Source organism: Ruegeria sp. SCP11 (assembly GCF_040329455.1).
Lineage (GTDB): Bacteria > Pseudomonadota > Alphaproteobacteria > Rhodobacterales > Rhodobacteraceae > Ruegeria > Ruegeria atlantica_E.
In genome coordinates, this window is the sequence record NZ_JBDZYG010000002.1 from 471,821 (window position 1) to 486,684 (window position 14,864).

Annotated in this window: 18 protein-coding genes; 10 read left to right on the top strand and 8 right to left on the bottom strand. The window is 54.1% G+C overall.

Annotation, left to right across the window (positions count from 1 at the left end; all coding sequences use genetic code 11):
* Positions 1-2: 2 nt before the first annotated feature.
* A complete protein-coding gene (locus tag ABLN94_RS05430) occupies positions 3-575 on the bottom strand; it encodes a TetR/AcrR family transcriptional regulator (RefSeq protein ID WP_352990067.1) in 573 nt (190 codons plus the stop codon).
* Positions 576-644: 69 nt separating this feature from the next.
* Here ABLN94_RS05430 and ABLN94_RS05435 point away from each other — a divergent pair, with 69 nt between their 5' ends.
* The 8 genes from ABLN94_RS05435 to ABLN94_RS05470 all read left to right on the top strand — a co-directional run bounded on the left by ABLN94_RS05435 (position 645) and on the right by ABLN94_RS05470 (position 6,781).
* Positions 645-1,526, top strand: a complete 882-nt coding sequence (locus ABLN94_RS05435) for an oxidoreductase (RefSeq protein ID WP_352990070.1) — start codon at positions 645-647, stop codon at positions 1,524-1,526.
* 52 nt (positions 1,527-1,578) lie between these two features.
* Positions 1,579-2,382, top strand: a complete 804-nt coding sequence (locus ABLN94_RS05440; protein ID WP_352990073.1) for an SDR family NAD(P)-dependent oxidoreductase — start codon at positions 1,579-1,581, stop codon at positions 2,380-2,382.
* Between the two features lie 67 nt (positions 2,383-2,449).
* Positions 2,450-2,896: a hypothetical protein gene (locus ABLN94_RS05445; protein WP_352990075.1), complete on the top strand. Its 447-nt coding sequence runs from the start codon at positions 2,450-2,452 to the stop codon at positions 2,894-2,896.
* Positions 2,897-2,917: 21 nt separating this feature from the next.
* Positions 2,918-3,397 carry an SRPBCC domain-containing protein gene (locus tag ABLN94_RS05450; RefSeq protein WP_352990078.1) on the top strand — a complete coding sequence of 160 codons (480 nt, stop codon included), beginning with the start codon at positions 2,918-2,920 and terminating at the stop codon, positions 3,395-3,397.
* The gene (locus ABLN94_RS05455; protein WP_352990080.1) at positions 3,387-3,809 is read left to right on the top strand and encodes an isochorismatase family protein; all 423 of its coding nucleotides are present in this window, start codon (positions 3,387-3,389) and stop codon (positions 3,807-3,809) included. The genes ABLN94_RS05450 and ABLN94_RS05455 overlap by 11 nt, the downstream gene beginning before the upstream one ends.
* Before the next feature lie 367 nt (positions 3,810-4,176).
* Positions 4,177-4,860, top strand: coding sequence for an NUDIX hydrolase (locus tag ABLN94_RS05460; RefSeq protein WP_352990082.1), 684 nt, complete (start codon positions 4,177-4,179; stop codon positions 4,858-4,860).
* Positions 4,861-4,877: 17 nt separating this feature from the next.
* Complete coding sequence (locus tag ABLN94_RS05465) at positions 4,878-5,864, top strand: SPFH domain-containing protein (RefSeq protein ID WP_352990085.1); 987 nt, start codon at positions 4,878-4,880, stop codon at positions 5,862-5,864.
* An 11-nt stretch (positions 5,865-5,875) separates the two neighbouring features.
* On the top strand, positions 5,876-6,781 hold the full coding sequence (locus ABLN94_RS05470) for a hypothetical protein (RefSeq protein WP_352990088.1): 906 nt from the start codon (positions 5,876-5,878) through the stop codon (positions 6,779-6,781).
* 404 nt (positions 6,782-7,185) lie between these two features.
* On the opposite strand, the gene fsa is transcribed toward ABLN94_RS05470, so the two are convergent.
* The 5 genes from fsa to ABLN94_RS05495 form a co-directional block, all read right to left on the bottom strand.
* Positions 7,186-7,839 carry a fructose-6-phosphate aldolase gene (gene fsa, locus ABLN94_RS05475; protein WP_352990091.1) on the bottom strand — a complete coding sequence of 218 codons (654 nt, stop codon included), beginning with the start codon at positions 7,837-7,839 and terminating at the stop codon, positions 7,186-7,188.
* Positions 7,840-7,932: 93 nt separating this feature from the next.
* Complete coding sequence (locus ABLN94_RS05480) at positions 7,933-8,493, bottom strand: hypothetical protein (RefSeq protein ID WP_352990094.1); 561 nt, start codon at positions 8,491-8,493, stop codon at positions 7,933-7,935.
* 107 nt (positions 8,494-8,600) lie between these two features.
* Complete coding sequence (locus tag ABLN94_RS05485) at positions 8,601-9,383, bottom strand: ATP-binding cassette domain-containing protein (protein ID WP_352990097.1); 783 nt, start codon at positions 9,381-9,383, stop codon at positions 8,601-8,603.
* Positions 9,383-10,453, bottom strand: a complete 1,071-nt coding sequence (locus tag ABLN94_RS05490) for an ABC transporter permease (RefSeq protein ID WP_352990099.1) — start codon at positions 10,451-10,453, stop codon at positions 9,383-9,385. The genes ABLN94_RS05485 and ABLN94_RS05490 overlap by 1 nt, the downstream gene beginning before the upstream one ends.
* A gap of 109 nt (positions 10,454-10,562) precedes the next feature.
* Complete coding sequence (locus ABLN94_RS05495; protein ID WP_352990102.1) at positions 10,563-11,582, bottom strand: sugar ABC transporter substrate-binding protein; 1,020 nt, start codon at positions 11,580-11,582, stop codon at positions 10,563-10,565.
* A 186-nt stretch (positions 11,583-11,768) separates the two neighbouring features.
* Here ABLN94_RS05495 and ABLN94_RS05500 point away from each other — a divergent pair, with 186 nt between their 5' ends.
* Positions 11,769-12,968, top strand: coding sequence for an ROK family transcriptional regulator (locus ABLN94_RS05500; RefSeq protein WP_170490590.1), 1,200 nt, complete (start codon positions 11,769-11,771; stop codon positions 12,966-12,968).
* A 340-nt stretch (positions 12,969-13,308) separates the two neighbouring features.
* On the opposite strand, the gene ABLN94_RS05505 is transcribed toward ABLN94_RS05500, so the two are convergent.
* A complete protein-coding gene (locus tag ABLN94_RS05505) occupies positions 13,309-13,662 on the bottom strand; it encodes a Rieske (2Fe-2S) protein (RefSeq protein WP_352990105.1) in 354 nt (117 codons plus the stop codon).
* The gene (locus ABLN94_RS05510) at positions 13,659-14,228 is read right to left on the bottom strand and encodes an amidohydrolase family protein (protein ID WP_352990108.1); all 570 of its coding nucleotides are present in this window, start codon (positions 14,226-14,228) and stop codon (positions 13,659-13,661) included. Before ABLN94_RS05510 ends, ABLN94_RS05505 begins: the two co-directional genes overlap by 4 nt.
* Between ABLN94_RS05510 and ABLN94_RS05515 the strand changes: the two genes are divergently transcribed.
* Positions 14,155-14,862 (top strand): IS6 family transposase, encoded by a 708-nt coding sequence (locus ABLN94_RS05515; protein ID WP_352990111.1) that lies wholly within the window; start codon positions 14,155-14,157, stop codon positions 14,860-14,862. The genes ABLN94_RS05510 and ABLN94_RS05515 overlap by 74 nt on opposite strands.
* The last annotated feature ends 2 nt before the right edge of the window (positions 14,863-14,864 follow it).

Consider the following 14,864-nt stretch of genomic DNA (forward strand, 5'->3'; position numbering starts at 1 on the left):
AACTAGTTCGCGTTAACTACCTTCAGCACAGAGACGCGGAGTGCTTCAAGCAATTGCATCAAGTGCTTTCTGTTTTTCGCCGTGTATTTTGCCGCCGTCGCAGTGCGTTGGATAAAGTCTGCATATTGGGCCACCGACAGATCCGCAGCCCTAAGGTCATCCGAGAAAGGCTCTAGAATTCGGGCAATAATCTCAGTGTTCCGCTGAGCACCTGCTTCAAGCTCCTCCTGTGAAGAAGCGGTTACGCCCGCAATGATGTCTTCGGCATTCGGCGAGGATTGAAGGACATCATAGTGCTCGATCACGGTGTGCTGGAAGATCACATCCAATTGCGCACTGAGTCCCGTCGTCTTCGCTAGCCCGGCCTCAATGTCGACGACAACCTTGTCCGCCATGGAGCGGATCGTGGCCTGTAACACTGCGTCTTTATTGGCGAATGCCTTGTAGAGCGTTTGTCGTGATAACCCTGCTTCTTCCGCAATGTCGTTCATGCTTGTCCGTTTAACCCCGAACCGAAGAAAGAGGCGGACTGCTGCGTCGAGGATGTGAGCGTCGCGATTTTTCATAAAGAGCATATTGACATTAGGTGGATGACTGTCAATATTTACAATCAGTCATCAAGTGTAAACTTTGTGGAGCCCTTCATGATCGCCACTTCTCATAAAATTGCCATCGTCACCGGAGCCAACAATGGCATCGGATTTGAAACAACAATCGGCATGGCCGAGGCCGGGTTCCATGTAGTGATGGCCTGCCGCAATCTCGAAAAGGCAAAAACCGCTCGGGACGACGTGCTGGCACGCGTGCCGTCAGCCTCGCTTGATGTGATGCCGCTAGACCTGGGCGATTTTGCCTCTGTCAGGAGCTTTGCCGAGGCGTTCCGCGCGCGTTATTCGAAGCTCGACGTGCTGATCAACAATGCGGGCATCCTGCTTTACACCGCTGAGACAAATGGCGATGGGATCGAACTGCAATTCGCGACCAATCACCTTGGTCATTTTCTTTTGACGGCGCTGCTGATCAACCTCGTGCCAGACGATCCGGCATCCCGGATCGTTGCGCTTTCAAGCCTCGGGCACAAGGGCGCAACCATTCAGTTCGATGATCTGACCTGTGGCCAGGATGGCGGCATTGCTTATGGTCAGTCGAAACTCGCGAACCTTTTGTTCGGGGACGAGCTGGACCGTCGTCTACGGGCTTCCGGTCGCAGGCTAAGAGCACTGTCCGTCCATCCCGGCGGTTCTGAGTCGGGGCTGTTCCATAACGTTAACCCGGATCAGCTCGCGCAGATGAAGGCGCAAGTTGAACAGTTCCTTCATTCTCCAGAAGAAGCCGCAAAACCCACGTTGTACGCCGCACTATCCACGGAAGTCCAAGGGGGCGACTATTACGGCCCCACTGGCCCCCAGGAAATGAGCGGGGAGGTCGGCGTGGCCACCCGCGATCCGATAACAGCGAATATCGAGATTGCTACCCGGCTATGGACCCTGTCCGAAGAGCTTACCGGCCAATCCTTCAAAATCTGATCCCGCCATTCATTCCAGAAGCGACAGTGCAGACCTCCCAAAAGGAAAGATCATGCAAGATTTCGAAAGCAAGACCGTTGTCGTCACCGGCTCCGCGACGGGGATCGGTAAAGAACTCGCCCTCCAGATGGGGCAGGAAGGCGCAAAGGTTGTAATCTGCGGTCGCCGTTTGGACCGCGTTCAAGAGGCAGTGGCAGAACTGAAAGCCGAGGGGATCAAAGTGGCGGGAACAGCCTGTGATGTTGCGGAGCGCAGTCAGGTTGATGCACTGGCAGACTTTGCCGAGGCTGAGTTTGGTTCGGTTGATGTGCTCATCAACAATGCGGGCATTGGCCAGAACCCCACGCCGCTAATCGACATGGATCTGGATGTGTTCCGGCGTGTTTATGAGATCAACATCTTCGGAACGCTCAATGGAATTCAGGTCTTTGGGCGCAGAATGCTCGACCGTGGAACACCCCGCGCGATCTACAACCTTGGCTCCGAAAACAGTGTCTTCACGGCCGTACCTTCCTCACATGCCTATGTCTCGTCCAAGCATGCCCTTTTAGCCATCACGGAACTTCTGGCCGAAGAGACGCCGGACTTCATGGACGTGGCCCTGATCATGCCCGGCTTGGTGGTTTCCGAGATGAGCCAAGGCTTCGGCATGCCGACGGACCAGTTTGTGAAGCGGGTGCTTAATCAGCTGAAAGCCGGTGAATTTTTCGCGGTCAGCCATGCCTACAACAAGGTTCGGATTGATGACCGCTATGGAAAACTCGCGCGCGCCTATGACACCTACGCCCAGCGATACGAAGGCGACATCGAATACGACATCCGCAATTTTCTAGAGACGTCGGCGGTGGGGGCCTAAGCCCCGCCTGGCAATATGCCAAGTCACATCGATCATTAGGGAGACGTGTCTCCGGGGATGGTAGATCATGCAAAAAGCACTTTCACACATTTTCAGTTCATTGTTGGTCCTCGCCGCCCTAATCATGCTCAGTTGGGGTCTCTTAGGCTTTCTGGAATACTTCTCTGGACTTGCCCCGCTGATGCCCCTGCAAAACGAGACATTCCCAATTGGCATGCAGACCCTCCATTGGATTTTGATCACTGTGTCGGGGGCCACGTTCCTTGCCGGTTACGCCTTGCGCTGGCGCTACACGCCCATCGCAATGCTTGTGATGTTCACAGCACTTGCCACGATGTGCGCGGTCCAAACCTTCGACATGCTGCAAAACCCAGATCGCTACCGCAACTTGGTGGTGGAGTGCATCAACTACACCCTTATTTCCGTCTACCTCTTCAGGGCACAGCGCATGCGCGAGCGGTTCGGGCGGATCACCGTTAAGACGGCGCACCGGTCTGCGCCTCTAGAGGCTTGAACCGTTCAAAAAGGGAAGATCATGGAAACTGGTAGAACTGAGAAAGTCAGCTTCTCTCATCATAAAATCCACACCGACATCATCATCAACACGGCGCCCGAAGCCGTTTGGTCGGTTCTGACCGATACTGCCAACTACGGCTCCTGGGCTGCGTTCCTTGTGGGAATCGAGGGCCAGATCGCGGACGGTGAAAGCATCAATGTTGCCTTCCAGCTGGACCCCAACAAAGAAAAGCTCACGCGGATTGATCACACGATCACTGTGGTAGACGGCCAGGAGTTCTACTGGGCTGAAAGAGGCCCCGGCGGTATCCGTGACAACCACCATTTCAGGGTCGAGGCCGCCGGAGATGGAAAGACCCGGTTCGTGCAATCGGACGAGATCATCGGCGGCATGACTTTCCTGATGGGTGGGCGTTTGGCGAAACTTTATTTGAAGGGTTATCAGGCATTTAATCGCGGCCTGAAGGCGGAAGCGGAGCGACGCCGTAATGTCGGATGAACCCACCGCACGTGCTCTCGGGCGCGTACTGCTTACTGGGGCAACCGGCATGGTCGGGTCATCTGTTCTGGCTGCATTGCTGGAGGAGGAGAGCGTAACAGAGGTTGTTTCCCTTGCCTGCCGAAACACCGGGCGCAAGCATTTCATCATGGCGGGCATCACCACCGACGTATGCCTTGCCCCTCCTGCAATCAGCGCCGCCGACGAAGGCTTTGCCGTGACTGCTGTGGTCGATGCTTCTGGCTCCCCCACCGCGCTGACGGATGAGATGGCGTTCCGGAAGATGGAGCGCGGTGGTGTCGAGCTCACCACAACCAGCGCGCTGCTGGCAGAGCTTGCTGTCAATTGGGCCAGCGAGACCGGTCCAAAGATCATGCAAATCCTCGGAGAGGAAATCCTGAGCCGCGGATAGGCTCGCTGACCTTTTACAAACGATACGAGTGCGGCCACCCCATTCACCGGGCGGCCGCTATGCGCGTTTTGTGATTTGCAGCATGAGCGAATGATTAGAGTATGATCAACAACGGCTAGGCGCTTAGTAGCCCCTCTGAGCTGAAGTAGCATAAGCCTCTGCCCTCTGTTCTGCGATCCAGAAAGCGGCCGCGACCGGACAAAGGGGATCAATCATCTAGTCGCTCGGTTCTCGAATTATCAAAACCTAGACATCTGAAAATCAATCGCCCCAAGGTCTATGCAAGCCTAAATATCTGAAGGGAAAATTAATTCTATTTACTTATATGCAATTTAGTAATAACTATTATGGATATAAGGAGAATCGCATGCCTCATACAAAACCATCACTTGCCGTCGACTTGGCTCTGATCACCGTCGCAGACGGTGAACTGAAGTGCTTGATGATGAAGCGTGCTGATGCTGACAAGGTCGGAGGCGAATGGGCATTGCCCGGAGGGTATGTCCGAGTTGATGAGGAAATCGACAACACGGTTCAGCGGGTCTTGAACGAAAAAGTTGGATTAAAATCAGCCTATCTTGAGCAGTTGTTTACGTACGGCGCCTTGGATCGCGACCCACGTGAACGGGTTGTCAGCGTTACACATTTTGCGCTGATGCCGTCCTCTGATCTTTTTCAAGCTGTTCTGAAATCCGAGTCATTGCAGCTCGCTTCGGTTCAAACGAATTGGGATGGCGAAACCGGGGGGGTGGCTACTGCGATATCCGATGATGGAAACACTTTTAGTCTTGCTTTTGATCATGCAGAGATACTCGGGGACGTCGTCAAGCGACTACGCGGGAAGCTGGACTATACCAATATAGCATTGGAGCTGCTGCCCGAGTTTTTCACTCTTCGGCAGGCCCAGGAAGTCTACGAAGCAATTCTGGGGCGCGGTCTGACAAAGCCCGCGTTCCGCCGGAAACTCCTTGATCGCAAGACGATCAAGGCGACGGGGCGACGTGAGGAAGCCTCTGCATTTCGCCCCGCCGAACTTTACACGCGTCTTTAAGAAAGGAGCTTGTCGTTATGGCTCAGATCACAAGATACCCGTTCATCCGACACCTGCGGGCTGACGCCTCAAGCCATGTTCAACAGTATCGTAAGGGACAGCGGGCGCGGTCAGGTAAAGGCTTGTCATTCTGGTTTGCACCAGCGGGCACCTCATTGTCGGAAATTCCAATGGATGATCGCGTGTTGCCGTTCTTGCTGAAGGCGCAAACGGCCGACTATCAGGACCTTACGGTACAAGGCAGTATCGTTTGGCGGGTAACAGATGCCGAGACCTTGGGGGATCGTGTAGATTTCACTTTGGACCCCAATTCAGGTCTACTCCTTGGGCAACCTGTTGATCAGATCAATGATTTGATCGGCGGGCAGGGCAGACGTCTCATTTCCGCCTATGTCAACCAAAACGACATTCGGCAGATTCTGAAGAGCGGTGTTGGTCCTGTGCAGGTCGCCTTGCGTGAAGGCTTTGCATCGATGAGTGCAATGACCGAAATGGGTGTTGAGATCGTGAGTGTTGGCGTGGACAATATCTCACCCAGCAGCGAACTTGCCCGAGCGTTGCAGGCCCCAACTTTTGAAAGCCTTCAGCAACAGGCGGATGAAGCTACGTTCAGTAGGCGTGCTTTGGCGGTCGAAAAAGAACGAGCCATTGCCGAAAACGAGCTCAGCACCAGGATCGAGTTGGAAACCCAGCGCAAGCAACTGATTGCCCGCGAAGATGAAAACGCCCGTTCCAAGGCAGAAGCCGAGGCCGCAGCAATGAAGATTGATGCCGAGGCTGAGGCGGACCGTATTCGCACCGTCGACCAAGCCAAAGCGGATATGGAAAAGGAACGCATGGTTGTTTATGCGGACCTTCCGCCCAACGTGCTGTTTGCAATGGCAGCGCAGGAGTTCGCCGGCAAGCTTCAAACCATCGACAATCTGACCGTCACTCCTGACATGTTGTCTGGTGTCATGGCGCAGATGAAGTCGGCTATCTCCCCGGCGGTCGTAGCCGATTGAAAGGGCAAGAGATGAGTAGCCTGTCCCCGCGTGTCGTTGTTGTGCACCGCGCTTCAGAGTACCAAACGCTGATCGAGCAGCACGGGACACGGGGGCAGGCAAGCTTCTTCTTGAGTAGCCGCGATCAGAGCATTGAGAAAGTAGAGGCTGTTCATTCAGCTTTGCAGGAAGGCATAACCCGAACGAAAAGTGCAGTGCCTTCAGATTGGTCTATTGCGCAGGTTGAGCGAGCGGATCTTGATCGTTTTTTGTTCACGGACAACGACATTGTCGTGGCCGTTGGGCAGGATGGTCTTGTCGCCAATCTGGCCAAGTACATCACCAGCCAACCTGTGATTGGCGTGACGCCAGGTAGCGAGATGTCGGAGGGCGTGCTTACGACGAGACGGCCGGACGAGGTTTCGAACTTGCTTGATCTGGTTTCATCAGGGCTGGCCACACTGGAGCCAAGGACTATGGTTGAAGCGCGACTTGGCAACGGCGATGGTCTGGTTGCGCTGAACGAATTGTTCATTGGTCACCGGTCCCATCAATCTGCCCGATACATAATTTTTGATGGAGATGCCGAGGAATACCAGTCTTCGTCAGGTGTTATCGTTTCGACTGGAACAGGAGCGACGGGTTGGGCCAAATCAATTATGACCGCCACACACCAGCACCATCAGTTGAACCCGACCGAAAGAAAAGCGGTCTATTTTTCGCGGGAACCATGGCCCAGCCAAGTCAGCGGATGCAGTTTGTCTTCCGGATTGGTTCAGTCGTCTGATGAACTGCTCCTGACGTCCCGGATCAACGAAGGTGGTGTGATATTCGCAGATGGTGTCGAACAAGACTTCCTACAGTTCGATTGGGGGCAACAGGTTCGGATCGGAATTGCAGCCCGGACTTTGAACCTATTGTCATCTAATGACAGTTGAGTTTGCTTGGGGTTCTCGCACATCCACCTTCAACCAAGCTTGGTCATAGATACTGTTATATTGAACCCCAAAGTTCGAACTGGCTCGCAAGCCTCCATCTAAGCGACAGGTCGCAGCCCATAGCGGACGTTTGAGTCCGACGCTCGGGGCGGGAAGCGGACGTGTCGCTGCGACCGCGCCAAAGTCTCCAGTCACTTTAACAAAGCGGACGTTGGAGCGGTCTGCTGTTGCCGCAGTGTTCATGCCGCTATTGAAGAGGAGTTTTGACAGTTTCCCACGAAACTCGGCCTGTTTGTCAAATCAAGGAGCGTCTCATTTAATTTTAAGTCCCGAAACATAGCCTTGCTACTCAGCCGTTCAAGGTCTGGTTCAGGTCATCCCGTTTCAATCAAAATGAAAGCTTATTAAAGAATCGATTGCCCTGTAGACTTCCAATCAAAAATAAACTGTTCAATGCCAGCGTCCGTCAGCGGATGCGTGACTAGCTTGCGGATGACGGACGGGGGTATCGTGGCAATGTCTGATCCGGCCAATGCAGCCTCAGTTATGTGATTGGGGCTTCTGATGGATGCTGCAATGATTTCAGTTTCAATGTCATAATTGTTGAAGATGCTCCGGATATCTCTAATGAGGTCGACCCCATTCAGATTGATGTCGTCCAATCTGCCAATGAAAGGCGATATATAGGTCGCACCCGCTTTTGCCGCCAAGAGTGCCTGATTGGCTGAGAAACAGAGTGTGACGTTTGTGCTGATCCCTTCCTTTTTGAAATGAGCACAGGCCCTGAGGCCATCCAGTGTCAACGGCAGTTTGACAACGACGTTGTCGGCGATTGCTGCAAGATGCTCTCCCTCTGCAATCATTCCCGCAGTATCCAGGGCTGCAACTTCTGCCGACACGGGCGTATCTGTCAGGGTGCAAATTTCGGCGATAACTTCTTTGAAATTGCGGTCGGACTTGGCAATCAGGCTTGGATTGGTGGTGATACCATCTACTAATCCAAAGCCTATAAGGTCTTTGATCTCGTCTACTTCTGCTGTGTCCACAAAGAACTTCATGAGGTTTCCTCATCGTGAATGGAGTGATTTTGGTTGCACCTGAACCCGCCTAGAGGTGCTGCTTTAACGGATGGGTGAATCCAATGCGCAAATTCAGAACGCGTAGCGCATCCCGAATTCAGTGTAATTCTGGTTCAGTGTGAGATCCGCTTTCCTGCTATCACGGATGACGTGTTCCGCGTTTGGCAGATCGTTCGTTTTCGCGCGTTGCAGCGCGGCTTGCGGGTCAAAGCCATGCTTGATCCAGCGATGCTGTAGCCGGTTTTCGAGCTCCCCCAATGTGGAGCTGACAAAAACCGTTGCGGCGTAAACATCTGCCAACGTCCTCCACGGGTCGCTATTCATCAAAAGGTAGTTCCCTTCCACAACCACAATCGGAGTTTCAGGGTGAACCGCAATCGCATTGGCGATGGCCAAGTCCATTTGGCGGTCGAATTTAGGATGAAAGGATTCATGCTGCGCGGATTGCAGCACTCTGATTGCAGCACAGAACCCAACTGCGTCGAAGGTTTCCGGCGCGCCTTTGCGGGCCAACAAGCCTCGTGTTTCCAGCACGCGATTGTCCAGATGATAACCGTCCATGGGCACCAGCGTGGCTAAAGGAACCGCAGAGCTTTGTTGCGCGTTCAGCGATTGCACGACGGTTTCTGCCAAAGTCGACTTTCCGGATGCAGGGGGGCCGGCGATTGCGACAATCGTCCGAACCCCAACCTGCCTCCGGGAGGAAATCAGGTCACAAACGCACTTTGCATCCTGATCAATCACGCGGCGTCCTCTTTTGGGGGTTCCTTGGCGCCGGTCATGAAGGCCACCGCATCGGACATCGTGTAATCCTTGGGGTCGATCGTGCACAGGCGTTTGCCCAACCGATGTACGTGGATGCGATCGGCGACTTCGAAGACATGCGGCATGTTGTGGCTAATCAGAATGATCGGAATACCACGCGCCCGCACGTCTTGGATAAGCTCAAGAACTTTGCGGCTTTCCTTGACCCCCAAAGCAGCCGTGGGTTCGTCCATGATGATGAACTTCGTCGCAAATGCAGCAGCACGCGCAACGGCTACGCCTTGGCGCTGGCCGCCAGAGAGAGTTTCGACCGCCTGATTGATCGACTGTACAGTCATCAGCCCAAGCTCGGTCAGTTTTTCACGGGCGAACTTCTCCATCGCGGGGCGGTCGAGCTGGCGCAGGTATTTGCCCATGAACCCTTGTTTGCGGATCTCGCGCCCCATGAACATGTTGTCGGCAATCGACAGGGCAGGGGACATGGCAAGCTGCTGATAGACGATTTCGATCCCCATGTTCCGGGCGTCGATCGGCGAAGTGAAGTTGACCTTTTGCCCTTCGATCAGAATCTCGCCCTCATCCGGGATCGTGGCGCCGCAGATCGCCTTGACGATCGAAGATTTGCCCGCGCCGTTATCCCCGATCACCGCCAAGATTTCTCCTTGCCGCAGTTCAAAGTCGGAATGGTCGATGGCGGTGACGTGGCCATAGCGCTTCACGATCCCGCGGCCCTGGACGACTGGAGTTGTGTCTGACATCAGCCCGATACCTTTCTGATCCACTGGTCGACGGCGACCGCCGCGATGATGAGAAGTCCGATGAGCAGGAAGGTCCACTGCGCATCTGCGCCCAGCAGCCTCAGACCCAATGTAAACACACCGACGATCAAAGCTCCGAACAACGATCCCAGAATGGAGCCTCGCCCGCCGAACAACGAGATACCCCCGATCACAACAGCGGTAATGCTCTCAATATTGGCCAATTGGCCGGAGGTCGGCGAGACCGATCCGATGCGCCCGATCAAAGCCCAGCCCGCAAAGGCACAGATCAAACCGGACAGCATGTAAACGGACATCAGGGTTTTGTGGACGTTCACGCCGGAAAGTTCGGCAGCCTCGGGATCGTCACCGACCGCATAGACATGCCGTCCCCAGGCCGTGTGTTTGAGCGCATATGCCAATACAAAAATCAGGGTGAGCATGAAAATGACGCCAACAGTTAAGGTCGCTCCACTGATGCTGAACTTGGTTCCGAAGAATTGAAGGAAAGGGGCGTTGGCTTCGATGTCCTGACTACGAATGGTTTCGTTTGCGGAATACAGGAAGTTCGTAGCCAGAACGATCTGCCACATTCCAAGCGTGACGATAAACGGCGGGAGCTTAACGCGGCTGACAAGCCATCCGTTGAGGGCCCCGATCAAAGTTCCGACTGCAAGGCCGCACATGACCGCAATTGGTACCGGAATACCGTACCGAAACGTAAACTGCCCCATGATGACAGAAGAAAAAACCATGATCGCACCGACGCTCAGGTCAATGCCGGCCGTCAGAATAACAAGGCTTTGAGCGGCAGCCACGATGCCGACGATCTGGACCTGTTGAAGGATCAAAGTCATTGCGAACGGAGAGAAGAACTTTGAGCCTAATAGAAGGCCAAATATCAACATCGCACCGACTAAGACGATAAGAGGCACAAAGGATGGATTGACGTGGAGAAGGTGCTGTAACTTCCCCAATACACCGCGCCGGTGGTCCTCGAACTCTGCAACTGTTTCAGTTCGACTGGCAGCAGATTCAAATTCCTGGGCGCCTTGGTTTGCTTCAGACATATCTCCCCCTTCCGTGGCGAGCATCGCGGCCACGAGGCCAGTTTACAGGAAGTTTCGGTTTGCAGGTGAAAGGAATGGTGAGGCGCTGTTGCGCCTCACTTGGTCGGACTTAGCCCCAGCAAAGGTCCAAGCCCTCAGCGACTGAAATCGAGTCCACACCTTCGACAGGTTGATCGGTGATCAGCGCGACGCCGGTATCAAAGAAGTCCTTTCCCGGAGTGTTTTCGGGCTTCACACCCTCGTCGGCCCATTTCTTTACGGCCTCGACCCCAAGCGAAGCCATCAAAAGCGGATACTGCTGGCTTGTGGCTCCAATAACTCCGGCCTGCACATTTTGTACACCGGGGCAGCCACCGTCGACCGAAACGATCAGCACATCGTTTTCACGTCCAATGGATTTCAGAGCCTCATAGGCACCTGCCGCTGCCGGTTCGTTGATCGTATGGACAACGTTAATCGTTGCGTCCTTGGCCAGAAGGTTCTCCATGGCGCGGCGCCCACCTTCTTCGTTGCCGTCGGTCACGTCACTGCCGACCAATCGCGTATCAGTTTCATCGCCGATGACATTGGGGTCTGCCAGGTCCACACCGAAGCCGTCGAGGAAGCCCTGATTGCGAAGAACGTCCACGGTTGGCTGACTGACGTTCAGGTCAAGCGTCGCAATCTTGGCGTCAGCCGCCGCGTCGCCCATCGTTGCCTTCGCCCATTGTCCGATCAACAGGCCAGCCTTGTAGTTGTCTGTCGCAAAGGTTGCGTCAGCGGAATCAATCGGGCTTAGCGGCGTGTCCAGAGCAATAACCAAGAGGCCAGCGTCACGCGCCTGCTGAACAGCGGGGACAATCGAGCTTGTGTCCGAGGCCGTCAGGAGAATTCCCTTTGCGCCGTCGAGAATACAAGTTTCAATGGCCTGAACTTGAGTTTCATGGTCGCCGTCGATTTTACCGGCAAAGGCCTTCAAGGTCATGCCAAGCTCTTCGGCCTTGGCCGTCGCGCCTTCCTTCATCTTTACAAAGAATGGATTGGTATCTGTCTTCGTGATCAGACAAACGGTTTCTCCGGCTGCGTGAGCAGATGCAGCAGCCACCGTAAGCGCGGTAGCAGATGCGGCAATCTTGAATAGATTTTTCATGTAGTCCTCCCAGAAAATTGTTGATGCCCCGCATGGCAGGCCAACGAGACTCGCCCTCATCCTCCAATGAAGGTCTACTTCAAGAAACTGTGATTCTAGCCTTTCTGTCAATAAATAAATAAAGTTTATTTATTAATTTACCGGAGTACCTTTTCATAAGAAAACAAGGTGTTTATGTTCGGACTTATGGAGAGAGAAGCGCTCAACACACTGACCGGTGGGGTAAGTCAAAGCGGGGTTCGCGATCACAACGAGCGTCTGATTTTGACAGTTTTACAACGGCATGGGCCCGCCGCAGGCGCCGACGTCGCGCGATTAACGGGCCTGTCTCCTCAGACTGTATCAATCATTCTGCGCAAGCTTGAAAAGGACGCGATTCTCAAGCGTGGTACTCCACTGCGCGGTAAGGTTGGAAAGCCCTCAACCCCTATGGAATTAAACCCGGAAGGCATCTTGTCGGTTGGGATGAAGATCGGGCGGCGCAGCGCCGATCTGCTCTTGATCGACTTTACTGGCACGCCGCGCCGCCAACTTTCCACGACTTATGACTATCCGCTACCAGAGGTCATTTTCGGTTTTTTGGAGTCTGGTTTGGAAACGCTTCTGTCCCACGAGCCTCAGAGGCTTCGTGATCGTGTTTGTGGGATCGGGATCGGGACTCCATTTGAACTTTGGAAATGGCACGATCTGTCTGGGCTTGCTGCAAAAAAATTTCGGTCTTGGAGAAACGTGAATTTCTTTTCCGAGGTCGCCAAGTTCAGCGATTTGCCGGTTTTTGTGGTCAACGACGCGACAGCCGCCTGTCACGCAGAGCATCTCTATGGGCGTGGGGCAGAATACCGTGACTACTTCTACTTTTTTATTGGCTCAATGATCGGCGGCGGTGTTGCATTGAACGGCACCGTGTTCGAAGGCAACCAAGGCAATGCCGGTGCATTGGGCGCCATGCGCACGACCGGTCCTTTGGGTGAAAGCCAACAACTGATCGACACGGCGTCGCTGTTTTTGCTCGAGGACCGATTGATCGAAGCGGGTGTCGACCCGGGGATTCTATGGGAGAAGCCGCAGGATTGGAGCAGCATTTCTCGCTATGTCGAGCCGTGGATTGGCACCACGGCGCAAGAATTAGCTAAGGCCGCTCTTTCAATCTGTGCTGTCATCGACTTTGAGGCCATTTTCATCGATGGCGCGTTCCCGCCTGAGGTTCGGGAAGAACTGGTGTCTAGGGTTCGCCGTTACTTAGTCAACCAAGACAAACGCGGCTTGATTCCTCCGGTCGTTGAGGCCGCTGCGGTTGGGGAAAACGCTCGCGGCATTGGGGCGGCTAGCAGCCCAATTTTCCGCCAGTTTCTATTGAATACCAATGCTGGGCTTTCTGGAATGTAGCCGAAGTTCATCGCAGTCAAATTTTCAAAGCAGGAAGTATCCGCTGGTCATGCATTAGGTGGCGGCCTTTGAACGTCGCTTTGGCACGCGCGAGCTCAGCTTGGATTGGATCGCATGCCAGCCGCGAACGACCGCTTTGAAATACTATGTCGCAAGCTTATCACCTGCCGTCGAAAGTGGGTAATAGGCCGATTGCACATATTACACCGCCGTGGCCAACGTGAGTTTGCAAAGTCGGCTTTATGCGCAAAGCAGAAGTTGGGTGAAACATTTTCAAACGGCAGGGGGGCGGGACATTCCCGGCACTTGTCTTTTTTCGCCCGACAAGGTCGGAATGCCACTAACTTCCCCGAGCAAAAATCTCTCCATCTCTCACTTGGATTTCGATTTTTTTGGCTTTGATTTTCGGATCGGCAAGGCAATCACCAGTTCGAATGTCGAATTCCCACCCGTGCCAGGCGCATCGCACGAGTTCGCCGGAGCGGACATAGGTAATCCCAGTGTCGCCGCTACATTCAGACGTTCCGGTGATCGGACCACGGCAAAGTGCCGCCCCTTTGTGCGGACAAACATTGAGCAAAGCGTGAAATTCACCATTCACGCGAAACACCCCGAGCGAGCGCGATTTATATGGCACAATCAGCGCCTCGTTCTCAGGCACCTCGGCGGTTGAACAAAGACGTGTGTAGCTCATGATGCGGTCGCCTTTTCTTGCGGCAATCTTGTGTAGGTGTCGAGTGCGTTCAGGCCCATAACGTTGGGTCGCCAGTCATCGGGTATGTGCACGCGGTTCATGTCATCATAGTCCCAATGGGGGTAGTCGGACGCGAACATGAGCGTGTTGCGCCCATCCATCGCATCGAGAATAGACCACAAATGATCACGGTTCTCGGGTTCTTCCAGCGGTTGGGTCGTGAACCGGATATGGGATTTCATGTACTCCGATGGCAGTCGCTTCAGCCACGGCGTTTCCTTGCGCAGCGCCTTGAAGTCTGCATCCAATCGCCACATCAGCGGTGCAACCCACGCTACCCCGCATTCAATGACCACGAACTTGAGCGAAGGCCAGAATTCGAAAACGCCATGCGCAATCATTGAAGAGACATGGCTCATTGCGGATTGGCACAGAGGTCTTGTCAGAAGAACTTGCCTTGAGGCGGGCAGGGGTGTTGCGTAGCTTTTGCCCATGACCAATCCTGCTTCTTTCAAGTATTTCAAAACCAGCCCCGAGATCATCCGGTTGGCCGTGATGCTGTACATCCGTTTCCCGCTCTCGCTTCGGAATGTCGAGGATCTGTTGCACGAGCGAGGCATCGACGTGAGTCACGAAACTGTCCGGTATTGGTGGAACAGGTTTGGCCCAATGTTTGCTGCTGAGATCCGAAGAAAGCGTATTCAGCAATTGAGAGCATACTCCAAATGGAAGTGGCACGTGGATGAGGTTTTCGTGAAGGTGAATGGCAAGCGGCATTATCTTTGGCGGGCCGTTGATCACGAAGGAGAGGTGCTGGAAGCCGTTGTCACAAAACGCCGAAACAAGGCTGCAGCACTGAAATTCCTCAGGAAATTGATGAAGCGGCACGGTTGCGCCGAAGAGATCATCACAGATCGCTTCGCTTCCTACAAGGCTGCGCTCAGAGAAATGGGCGCGCTCGAAAAACAACAGACGGGCAGGTGGCTCAACAACCGCGTCGAGAATTCACACCTTCCTTTCCGACGACGCGAACGCGCGATGCAACGTTTCAGGCAGATGCGAAGTTTGCAGAAATTCGCCACCGTCCATTCCTCCGTCTACAACCACTTCAATCAGGAAAGGTCGCTCACCAGCCGAGACATCTTCAAGCTGACCCGCACCGCTGCTCTTGCCGAGTGGCGCGAACTAGGTGCAGCATAAAG